The sequence below is a fragment of the Rhodococcus sp. NPDC054953 genome (assembly GCF_053609225.1).
The window spans coordinates 435-1,020 of the sequence record NZ_JBSGXD010000094.1 but is presented as its reverse complement, the minus strand read 5'-3'; the positions used below and the strand labels follow the sequence as shown (position 1 = coordinate 1,020).

Below are 586 nucleotides of genomic sequence, written 5' to 3'. Positions count from 1 at the left end.
GCGTGACGTTGAGCATACGTACCGTCGCCGTGTGTGAGGGAAGGTCGGCGGGTGAGCGGTCACGGTGTCACCCGGCGATCGTGTCCCGGATCCACTCCCGCTCGGCGTGGCTGGAACCGTAGACGCCGTGCTGGTCGAGGCTGCCCCGGGAGACCACCCCGACGACGGTCCAGGTGGCGCGGGTCCGCGTCAGCAGGGGGCCGCCGGAGTCACCCGCCCGCGCGGTCTGCGGCCACTTGCTGCCCTCACCGGGCAGCGCCTCCACGCACAGCTCCCCGGGAAGGATGGGTTCGCCGCTCATGCCGGTGCAGCGTTCGGGGGCGATGAGGCGCGTGTCCAGCTGTCGCAGCATCACCGGATTCGGGCCCCACGGGTCGCCCGGGTTCTCCGGCAGCAGGTGGTCGCCCCAGCCCATGGTGCGTACGGCGTCCCCGGTGTCCGGGGCCCGGCGGGGCAGGGCGGCGGGTGTGGCCGCGACCGGGGCGTCCAGTGCGAGCAGTGCCATGTCCTGGCCCGCAGGGGCGGCGACGATCCGCTCGCCGCGCCGCACCTCGCCGCCCCGGGTGCGGTCGTCGCTGCCCACCCG

Annotated in this window: 1 protein-coding gene; it reads right to left on the bottom strand. The window is 74.9% G+C overall.

The features are described 5' to 3' along the window. Positions 1 to 67: 67 nt before the first annotated feature. The coding region (locus ACWF62_RS20740) for a S1 family peptidase (protein WP_452631328.1) at positions 68 to 586 on the bottom strand (519 nt) is incomplete at its 5' end.